Origin of the sequence: Streptomyces sp. YS-3 (assembly GCF_045257485.1) — a bacterium.
In the GTDB taxonomy this organism is placed as follows: domain Bacteria; phylum Actinomycetota; class Actinomycetes; order Streptomycetales; family Streptomycetaceae; genus Streptomyces.
Genome location: NZ_JBJHPC010000276.1, coordinates 1 through 9,345, shown reverse-complemented (window position 1 = coordinate 9,345; position 9,345 = coordinate 1). Strand labels below are relative to the sequence as shown.

General features: G+C 72.6%; 8 protein-coding genes and 2 pseudogenes. 3 read left to right on the top strand and 7 right to left on the bottom strand.

Annotated features, from left to right (window positions below; all coding sequences use genetic code 11):
* The 4 genes and pseudogenes from ACJA3G_RS21700 to ACJA3G_RS21685 all read right to left on the bottom strand — a co-directional run.
* Nucleotides 1-90: pseudogene (locus tag ACJA3G_RS21700) on the bottom strand (carbon-nitrogen hydrolase); the annotation flags it as partial.
* 47 nt (nucleotides 91-137) lie between these two features.
* Nucleotides 138-935, bottom strand: coding sequence for a carbon-nitrogen hydrolase family protein (locus ACJA3G_RS21695; protein WP_406554687.1), 798 nt, complete (start codon nucleotides 933-935; stop codon nucleotides 138-140).
* A 184-nt stretch (nucleotides 936-1,119) separates the two neighbouring features.
* Nucleotides 1,120-1,575 (bottom strand): Lrp/AsnC family transcriptional regulator, encoded by a 456-nt coding sequence (locus tag ACJA3G_RS21690; protein WP_406554686.1) that lies wholly within the window; start codon nucleotides 1,573-1,575, stop codon nucleotides 1,120-1,122.
* 10 nt (nucleotides 1,576-1,585) lie between these two features.
* Nucleotides 1,586-3,070: an amino acid permease gene (locus ACJA3G_RS21685; protein ID WP_406554685.1), complete on the bottom strand. Its 1,485-nt coding sequence runs from the start codon at nucleotides 3,068-3,070 to the stop codon at nucleotides 1,586-1,588.
* Between the two features lie 361 nt (nucleotides 3,071-3,431).
* Between ACJA3G_RS21685 and ACJA3G_RS21680 the strand changes: the two genes are divergently transcribed.
* Nucleotides 3,432-4,424, top strand: a complete 993-nt coding sequence (locus ACJA3G_RS21680; RefSeq protein WP_406554684.1) for a GDSL-type esterase/lipase family protein — start codon at nucleotides 3,432-3,434, stop codon at nucleotides 4,422-4,424.
* Between the two features lie 105 nt (nucleotides 4,425-4,529).
* Here the strand turns inward: ACJA3G_RS21680 and ACJA3G_RS21675 are convergent, their stop codons facing one another.
* From ACJA3G_RS21675 to ACJA3G_RS21665, 3 genes are all read right to left on the bottom strand, one after another.
* Nucleotides 4,530-5,972 (bottom strand): GuaB1 family IMP dehydrogenase-related protein, encoded by a 1,443-nt coding sequence (locus ACJA3G_RS21675; RefSeq protein WP_406554683.1) that lies wholly within the window; start codon nucleotides 5,970-5,972, stop codon nucleotides 4,530-4,532.
* A 137-nt stretch (nucleotides 5,973-6,109) separates the two neighbouring features.
* A complete protein-coding gene (locus tag ACJA3G_RS21670; RefSeq protein WP_406554682.1) occupies nucleotides 6,110-6,454 on the bottom strand; it encodes a barstar family protein in 345 nt (114 codons plus the stop codon).
* Nucleotides 6,451-6,888: a ribonuclease domain-containing protein gene (locus ACJA3G_RS21665; RefSeq protein ID WP_406554681.1), complete on the bottom strand. Its 438-nt coding sequence runs from the start codon at nucleotides 6,886-6,888 to the stop codon at nucleotides 6,451-6,453. Before ACJA3G_RS21665 ends, ACJA3G_RS21670 begins: the two co-directional genes overlap by 4 nt.
* Nucleotides 6,889-6,946: 58 nt before the next feature.
* Between ACJA3G_RS21665 and ACJA3G_RS21660 the strand changes: the two genes are divergently transcribed.
* Entirely contained in the window at nucleotides 6,947-8,491 is a 1,545-nt protein-coding gene (locus ACJA3G_RS21660) for an ATP-dependent DNA ligase (protein WP_406554680.1), read from the top strand.
* 4 nt (nucleotides 8,492-8,495) lie between these two features.
* Nucleotides 8,496-9,345: pseudogene (locus ACJA3G_RS21655) on the top strand (glutamine synthetase); the annotation flags it as partial.

The following is a 9,345-nucleotide window of genomic DNA, read 5'->3' as shown; positions in this document are numbered from 1 at the left end:
GTAGAGGCCGGGGCGGCGGTCGCGCAGATACGGGTTGTTGGCGCGCGAGGCGGCCAGGAACTCGGGGTCGGCGTCACCGACGACGAGCTCGGCCTCGCGGCCCGCGCGGGCCCGGGCGGTGCCGTCGGGGGTCCGGGTCAGACGAGGGAGGTGTAGAGGCCGGGGCGGCGGTCGCGCAGATACGGGTTGTTGGCGCGCGAGGCGGCCAGGAACTCGGGGTCGGCGTCACCGACGACGAGCTCGGCCTCGCGGCCCGCGCGGGCCCGGGCGGTGCCGTCGGGTCCGGCCAGGCAGCTCAGCCCGACGAACTCGAACTCGCCCTCGGGGCCGGTCCGGTTGACGTACGCGATGTACATCTGGTTCTCGAAGGCGCGCACCGGCACCACGGACTCGGCGACGAACTGGAAGGGGTGCATCTGCGCGGTGGGCACCAGGAGGAGGTCGGTGCCGGCCAGCGCGTGCGCCCGGACGTTCTCGGGGAACTCCACGTCGTAGCAGATCATCATCCCCAGCCGCAGGCCGTTGAGCTCGGCCTGGACGACCTGCTGGTCGCCGGGGGTGAACCACTTCTGCTCGAAGCAGCCGAAGAGGTGGGTCTTGCGGTAGTTCGCCAGGCGCTGCCCGTCGGCGGCGATCAGCTGCGCCGAGTTGTAGACGGTCTCGCCGTCCCGCTCGGGGTAGCCGTAGAGGACCGCGAGGCCGTGGCGGCGGGCGGTCTCGGCGATGGCGCGCGCCCCGGGGCCGTCGGCCGTCTCGGCGAGCTCGGGCACCTCGTCCCCGATGGCGTAGCCGGTGAGGAACATCTCCGAGGTGACCAGCAGGCCCGCCCCGGTCGCCGCGGCCCGGCCCGCCGCCTCCTCCAGCACCTTCAGATTCGCGGCGACGTCACCCGGACGGCCGGAGCTCTGGAGCAGGGCGGTACGCAGCGGGGGCATGGCGGTCCTCGGGGCGAAAGTGGTTGAAGGGGTCACCTAGACGGTACGTTCCGCCGCTCGACCCCGACAAGGCACGACTGTTGCACACTGAAGGAGGATTCGTTGCGCGTGGGAGGCCTTCGGCGGCGATTCGTTGCGTGGCCGCCGCGCGGCCCGTGCGCCCCCGGCCACCGGCCCCGAGCGGTCAGGCGGGCGAGCCGGAGGAGAAGCGCCGGAGCAGGGGCGAGAGCACCAGGACCGACTTGGTGCGCTCCACGTACGGCTCACCGGCGATCCGTTCCAGGACCCGCTCGAAGTGGCGCATGTCGGAGGCGAAGACCTGGACGATCGCGTCCGCCTCACCGGTGACGGTGGAGGCGGACGCGACCTCGGGGTACCGCTCCAGGCCGCGCTTGATGGCCTCGGGCGAGGTGTTGCGGCGGCAGTACAGCTCGATGAAGCCCTCGGTCTCCCAGCCGAGCGCGGCGGGGTCCACCCGGACGGTGAATCCGGTGATGGCCCCCTCGGCGCGCAGCCGGTCCACGCGCCGCTTCACGGCGGGCGCGGAGAGGCCGATCAGCGAACCGATGTCGGCGTAGGAGCGGCGGGCGTCTTCAGCGAGCGCGTGGACGATGCGCTCGTCGAGGTCATTGAGTCGCACTGCGGGTGGATCACTTCTCTGCGGATACGGTGTCCGTGGCCGTGGCCAGTCGGGAGCGGCGGATGCCGTATCCGAAGTAGATCACGAGACCGACGGCCATCCAGACTCCGAACACGGTCCAGGTGGACGCGCCGAGGCCCTTCATCATGTAGATGCAGAAGAAGAAGCCGAGGATCGGGCAGACCCAGCCGAGCGGGGCGCGGAAGGTGCGCGGCATGTCCGGGCGGGTCCGGCGCAGCACGATGACCGCGATGTTGACCAGCGCGAAGGCGAAGAGCGTGCCGATGCTGGTGGCGTCGACGAGGTCGCCGAGCGGAACGGCCGCGGCGAGCACACCGCAGAACAGCGACACGATGACCGTGTTGGCGCGGGGGGTGCCGGTCTTGGGGTTCACCTTGCCGAAGACCTTGGGGACCAGGCCGTCGCGGGACATCGAGAACAGGATGCGGGTCTGGCCGTAGAGCACGGTCAGCACCACGCTGGCGATGGAGATGACGGCGCCGGCGGCGAGCAGCGTGCCCCAGAAGGTCTGGCCGCTGACGTCGTTCATGATCGCGGCGAGGGTCGCCTCGCTGCCCTCGAAGGTCTTCCACTGGCGGGCGCCCACGGCGACGGCGGCGACCAGGACGTACAGCGCGGTGACGATGATCAGCGAGAGCATGATCGCGCGCGGCAGGTCGCGCTGCGGGTTCTTGGCCTCCTCACCGGCGGTGGAGGCGGCGTCGAAGCCGATGTAGGAGAAGAAGAGCGAGGAGCCCGCGGCGCTGACACCGGCCATGCCCAGCGGCATGAAGTCGGAGTAGTTGCCGGACTTGAAGCCCATGATGCCGATGGAGCAGAAGAGCACCAGGGTGACGATCTTGACCGCCACCATGATGGTGTTGGCGCGGGCCGACTCACGCGCGCCCCCGAGCAGGAAGACCATCGCGAGCAGGACGACGATCAGCGCGGGCAGGTTGAATATCCCGCCGTCGCCGGGCGGCGCGGAGAGCGCGTCCGGGATGGTGACGCCGATGGTCCCGTCGAGCAGCTCGTTGAGGTACTGCCCCCAGCCGACGGCCACGGCCGCGACCGAGACGCCGTACTCCAGGATCAGACACCAGCCGCAGACCCAGGCGACGAGTTCACCCAGCGTTGCGTAAGCGTACGAGTACGACGAGCCCGCGACCGGGATGGAGCCGGCCAGTTCGGCGTAGGAGAGCGCGGAGAACAGCGCGGTGAGTCCGGCGAGGACGAACGACAGGGTGACCGCCGGTCCGGCCTTGGGGACGGCTTCGCCCAGGACGACGAAGATGCCGGTGCCGAGCGTGGCGCCAATGCTGATCATGGTGAGCTGCCACATGCCGAGGGTGCGGCGCAGACTGCCGCCCTCGCCCTGACCACCCTCGGCGACCAGCAGTTCTACCGGCTTGCGCCGCAGCAGCGGGTTGCCGGGGCGCTGCGCCCCGGTGGCCGGTGCTGCTGCGGTGGGGGGCGCTGTGCCGTGGTCCAACACTTCAGTGGGCTCCTTGTCGCTGCCTTCGGACGTCGGCGACCACGACGGTCCGGCCCTTTCGGTACGAAGGGCAATCCGGGCATGACTGAGCACACACCGTGGTCGGTACCGCCGAGCAGGCGGTCGCCGCCACTCCACGTATCGCGAGAAGAGTAGAGGGTTCCGCTTCCCGCTCGTAATGCAGCAACCTTGCGCATCGGTGAATGATCATTGCGCACAAGCGCGACGGATGGGTGTTTGTTGCGCATCAGCGTTCGATCCGTGCGTCAACGGTGTGATCAGGCCGTGCGCGGCGGGGTAGGAGTGAGGTCCCCGACACCCCGGCCGGCGCGGTGTCCGGATACCCCGACCGGAGGCTTCGATGACCTGGCTGGACCCGGAACCGTTCCTGCGCGGAGTGGCGTGGCGGGACGCCGAGGGCCTGCCGGTGCGGGCGGACCCGGACGATCTGGCGCGGCTGCCGTGGGACACCGCGGAGCGGGCGGGGCTGCCGATAGGGGTGCGGCTGGAATTCGTCGCCGAGGGAGCGTCGGCGGTGGAGATCCACTACCGCGCCGAGGTGCCCGCGCCGGACGAGGCGATGCGCTCCCTCGCCCACACCTTCGCGCTCTGGGCGGACGGCCGCCCTGTCCACGAGGCGGCCGTCACCCCGGCCGAGGAGGCGGTCGTGGTCCTCGGACTCCCGCCCGGCGGCGGCCCGTTCACGGTCTACCCGCCGCAGGACCGCTCGCCGCGCGTCCTCGCCCTGCGCGGGGTCGGCGGCCCGCTCACGCCCGCCCCGCGCGGCCCGCGCTGGCTGGTCCACGGCGACTCGATAACCGAGGGCTGGTGGTCGACCCGCCCCGCCCACGCCTGGCCCGCGGTGACCGGGCGGACGCTCGGCCTGGACACCGTCAACCTCGGTTACGCGGGGGCCGCGCGCGGTGAACTCGCCACAGCCGAACAGCTCGCGTCCCTGCCCGCCGACGCGCTGACCCTCGCCTTCGGCACCAACTGCTGGTCGGGGGTGCCCAGTTCGGCCCCGCTGCTGTACGAGACGACCAGGGCGTTCCTGGCCCTGGTGCGCCGGGGCCATCCGCGCACCCCGCTGCTGCTGCTCTCCCCGCTGCTCCACCCGGCCGCGGAGCGCACCCCGAACGCCCTGGGCGCCACGCTGGGCGCCCTGCGCTCGGCGATGGAGGCGGCGGCCCGGGACCGTGTCGCGGACGGCGACAGCCACCTTCACGTGCTTCCTGGGCGCGACCTGCTGACCGAGGACGACCTGGCGGACGGTCTGCATCCGGACGACGGCGGCCACGCGAAGGTCGCGGCGGCGGTGGCCGGGGCACTGGGCCCGCTCACCCGCGACAGCTGAGCCCCCCGCGCATACGGCACGGGGGGCCCATCTCCTACCTGGGGTCGGGGGGAACCGCGCGGCCGGCCACAGCGGCCCGCGGCGAGTCGGCTGTCCCCTCGCCGGCTAGCTCCAGCTGGCGTGCAGCGGCTTGCCCTCCGCGTAACCGGCGGCGGACTGGATACCGACGACCGCCTTCTCCTCGAACTCCGCCAGCGAGCCGGCGCCCGCGTAGGTGCAGGAGGAGCGGACGCCCGCGATGATCGAGTCGATCAGGTCCTCGACGCCCGGCCGGGCCGGGTCGAGGAACATCCGCGAGGTGGAGATGCCCTCCTCGAAGAGCGCCTTGCGGGCCCGGTCGTACGCGGACTCCTCGCTCGTGCGGTTGCGCACGGCGCGGGCCGAGGCCATGCCGAAGGACTCCTTGTAGAGCCGGCCGTCGGCGGTCTGCTGGAGGTCGCCCGGGGACTCGTACGTACCGGCGAACCAGGAGCCGATCATGACGTTGGAGGCACCGGCCGCGAGCGCCATGGCGACGTCGCGCGGGTGGCGCACCCCGCCGTCGGCCCACACGTGCTTGCCGTACTTCTTCGCCTCGGCCGCGCACTCCAGGACGGCGGAGAACTGCGGACGGCCCACGCCCGTCATCATCCGGGTGGTGCACATGGCGCCGGGGCCCACACCGACCTTGATGATGTCGGCGCCGGCGTCGATGAGGTCGCGCACGCCCTCGGCGGCGACGATGTTGCCCGCGACGATCGGGACCTGCGGGTCCAGGCCACGGACGGCCTTGATCGCGGCGATCATCGACTCCTGGTGGCCGTGCGCGGTGTCGACGACGATCGTGTCGGCGCCGGCGTCCAGGAGCTGCTTGGCCTTGCCCGCCACATCGCCGTTGATGCCGACGGCGGCGGCGACGCGCAGCCGGCCGGAGGCGTCGGTGGCCGGGGCGTACAGGGTCGCGCGCAGGGCGCCCTTGCGGGTCAGGATGCCCGCGAGGCGGCCGTCCTTGTCGACGGCCGGGGCGTAGCGGCGGTTGGCGTGGTCGAGCTTGTTGAACGCCTCGCGCGGGTCGATGTCCGCGTCGAGCAGCAGGAGGTCCTTGGACATGACCTCGGAGAGCTGCGTGAAGCGGTCGACGCCGGTCAGGTCGGCGTCGGTGACGATACCGACCGGGCGCTGCTCGGAGTCGACGACGACACCGGCGTTGTGGGCGCGCTTGGGCAGCAACGCCAGCGCGTCGGCGACGGTCTGGGTCGGCGCGAGGACGATCGGGGTGTCGAGCACGTGGTGACGCGTCTTGACCCAGGTGATGACGTCGGTGACGACCTCGATCGGGATGTCCTGCGGGATGACGACGATGCCGCCGCGGCGCGCCACGGTCTCGGCCATCCGCCGTCCCGCGATGGCCGTCATGTTGGCGACGACGAGCGGGATCGTGGTGCCCGAGCCGTCGGGCGAGGCCAGGTCGACGCCCTGGCGGGAGCCCACCGCGGAGCGGCTGGGGACCATGAACACATCGTCGTACGTCAGGTCGTACGGCGGCTTGATGTCATTGAGGAAACGCACGTGCAGAACATCCCAGTCGATCGGAGTGACCCCAGGCATTTCAGCCGGGGCTAAACGCACGTACTTCATTGTCCCATGTTCGTATGATTGCGCCGCCCGGACCGATCATCCAGGGCTTGGACAGCACCCTGGTGCGATCACACGAAGGCGCCGAGGGCGAGCACCACGGCCAGGGTGCCGGCGTCGCCGTCGACCGCCGCCTCGTCCAGCACCTCCCGCGCCGTCTCCCACTCCTCGGGGCGCGCCGCCGCGTACCCCTGCCAGCGCCGCACCACCAGCAGCCGGCCGGGGTCGGCCGGGCCCCAGTCGGGGTCGCCCAGGCAGTCGGCCAGGGCGTCCCAGTTGCGGCCGAACCACTCCGGCAGGCGCAGCGCGCGGGCGCAGCGGTCCATGAATCCGGCCCGGTCGGTGACCCCGGCCAGGTCGAGTACGTCGACCTGCCAGCCGGTGGCCCGTACGGCGTCGAACGGGTCGGTCGTCATCGCAGCACCGCCAGATACGTCTTGTAGTGGTCGCCGGTGTAGTAGATCTCGCCGCCCTGCCCGGTGACCAGCCGCCGGGCCCCGCGGTCGCGCGACTTCGGGGTGTTCACCGTGTACTCGTGGTAGTAGCCGCGCTTGTGCTGCGGCAGGGCCTTCTCGAAGTTCGAGAAGACCGTGCCGTCCTTGGCGTACGGGAAGGGGCCGCCCCGGTCGATGAGCTCCAGGGTCTGCCGGGCCTCGGCCGGCAGTGCGCCGGCGCGGACGGTCGCCATATCCCGGGCCCAGCCGGGCGTGGCGGCGCCCGCGGCGGTGGTGGCCGCGGTGGCCCGCGGCGCCTCGCCGTCCTTCTTCGCCGCGCCCCCGCACCCCGTGAGCAGGAGCGCCAGGCAGGCCAGCAGGGCGGCGGCGGTCGTTCGGGCGGACCTGGTGGGCATGCGCCGATGCTGCCACCTCGGACCTGCGGACGCGAACGGACCGGGTGACGATGGGGACATGCTCCTCGCCGATGTGGCCACGACCTCCCGGGAGATCGCGGCGACCTCCTCCCGTACGAAGAAGGCCGCCCTGCTCGCCGCGCTGTTCCGCGAGACCGCCCCGGCCGAGGCCCCGCTGGTGGTCACCTATCTGGCGGGGCGGCTGCCGCAGCGCCGTACGGGCCTGGGCTGGAGCACCCTGAAGGACGGTCCGCCGCCCGCCGACAGCCCCTCCCTCACCGTGCAGGAGGTCGACGCGGCGCTCGACCGGATCGGCGCGCTGGCGGGCAAGGGCGCGCAGGGCGAGCGCAGACGGCTGGTCCGCGAGCTGATGGCCGCCGCCACCGAGGAGGAGCAGCGCTTCCTCATCGGTCTGATCACCGGCGAGGTCCGTCAGGGCGCGCTCGACGCCGCGGCGGTGGAGGGCCTGGCCGAGGCGACCGGCGCCCCGGCGGCCGACGTACGGCGCGCGGTGATGCTCGGCGGCTCGCTGGGGGCGGTGGCCCAGGCGCTCCTGGGCGGTGGCGGCGACGCGCTGGCCGCCTTCCGGATGGACGTGGGCCGGCCGGTGCTGCCGATGCTGGCGCACACCGCCAAGGACGTGGACGAGGCGCTGGACCGGCTGGGTCCGTGCGCGGTGGAGGAGAAGCTCGACGGCATCCGGGTGCAGGTCCACCGCGACGGCGAGGGGGTACGTGTCTTCACCCGTACCCTCGACGAGATCACCGCCCGGCTGCCCGAAGTGGTGGCCGCGGCGCGCGAGTTGAACGCCGGCCGGGCGATCCTCGACGGCGAGGTGATCGCGCTCGACCAGGAGGGGCGCCCCCGGCAGTTCCAGGACATCGCGGGCCGGGTCGGCTCCCGGCTGGATGTGGCCGGTGCCCAGGACCGGTTGCCACTGTTTCCGGTCTTTTTCGATCTGCTTTCCCTGGACGGCCGCGACCTCCTCGACCTGCCGGTACGGGAGCGCTGCGCCGAGCTGGTCCGGGTCGCGCCGGAGCCGCGCCGGGTGCGGCGGGTGGTGGTGGAGGACCCGGCCGATCCCGAACAGCGGGCGGCGGCAAGGGAGTTCGCGGCGCTGACGCTGGAGCGCGGCCACGAGGGGGTGGTGGTGAAGGCGCTGGACTCGGCGTACAGCGCGGGCCGCAGGGGAGCCTCCTGGCTCAAGGTGAAGCCGGTGCACACCCTCGACCTGGTGGTGCTCGGGGCCGAGTGGGGGCACGGCCGGCGCACCGGCACGCTCTCCAATCTGCACCTGGGCGCCCGCCGCCCGGACGGCTCGTTCGCCATGCTGGGCAAGACCTTCAAGGGCCTCACCGATGTGCTGCTCGCCTGGCAGACCGAGCGGCTGCGGGAGCTGGCGGTGGCCGAGGAGCCGTGGGGGGTGCGGGTGCGGCCGGAACTCGTCGTAGAGATCGCCTTCGACGGGGTGCAGAGATCGTCGCGCTACCCGGAGGGGGTGACACTGAGGTTCGCACGGGTAGTGCGCTACCGCGAGGACAAGAGCGCCTCGGAGGCGGACACGGTCGCCACGGTGAAGCAGCTGGGCGGCGGGAGGGACTGAGGCAGTGGGGTCGGAGCAAGTGCGGGAGCGGGTACAGCGGGCACGGCAGGAGGCGGCGCGACTCGCCTCCGAAGGGGTCCGCGCGGTGGCGCTGACCTCGGTGGACAACGCGGGCATCGCGCGCGTGAAGGCGGTGCCGGCGGCCCGGCTGCCCGCGGTCGTGGAGCGCGGGGTCGGGATGTCGCCGTGCTTCGACGCCTTCCTGGTCGACGACTCGGCGACCTCCAGCCGCTTCAGCGGCGGCCCGGACGGCGATCTGCGGCTCTTCCCCGACCTCGACCGGCTGACCGTGCTCGCCGGCCAGCCCGGCTGGGCCTGGGCCCCGGTCGACCGCTACGACCAGCTGGGCGGTGAACACCCGGGCTGCCAGCGGCTGTTCGCCCGGCGGATGACGCTGCGGGCCGCCGAGCGGGGCCTGACGCTGCGGATGGGCTTCGAGACGGAGTGGACGGTCTCGCCCGCCCTCGAAGGCCCGGCGTACGGGATGGCGCGGGTCGTGGAGCGGTCCGGGTATCTCGGCGATGTGCTCGGCGCACTGCTGGACCAGGGCGTGGATGTGCTGCAGATCCACCCGGAGTACACCGAGGGCCAGTTCGAGGTGTCGGTGGCGCCCGCCGATCCGGTGGGTGCCGCGGATCTGGCGGTCCTGGTGCGCGAGACGATCCGCGCGGTCTCGGTACGGCACGGGCTCACCCCCTTCTTCGGCCCCGTCATCACCCCGGGCGGCGTCGCCAACGGCGCCCACCTCCACCTCAGCCTCTGGCAGGACGGCCGGAACCTGTGCGGCGGCGGGGACGGCCGCCTCGGCATGACCGCCGAGGGCGAGGCGTTCCTGGCGGGTGTCCTGGCGGCCC

Coding starts and splice junctions, on each gene's coding strand:
- ACJA3G_RS21660 (WP_406554680.1), top strand. CDS start 6,947: ATGCTCCTCGCCGATGTGGCCACGACCTCCCGGGAGATCGCGGCGACC.
- ACJA3G_RS21670 (WP_406554682.1), bottom strand. CDS start 6,454: ATGACGACCGACCCGTTCGACGCCGTACGGGCCACCGGCTGGCAGGTC.
- ACJA3G_RS21665 (WP_406554681.1), bottom strand. CDS start 6,888: ATGCCCACCAGGTCCGCCCGAACGACCGCCGCCGCCCTGCTGGCCTGC.
- ACJA3G_RS21680 (WP_406554684.1), top strand. CDS start 3,432: ATGACCTGGCTGGACCCGGAACCGTTCCTGCGCGGAGTGGCGTGGCGG.
- ACJA3G_RS21695 (WP_406554687.1), bottom strand. CDS start 935: ATGCCCCCGCTGCGTACCGCCCTGCTCCAGAGCTCCGGCCGTCCGGGT.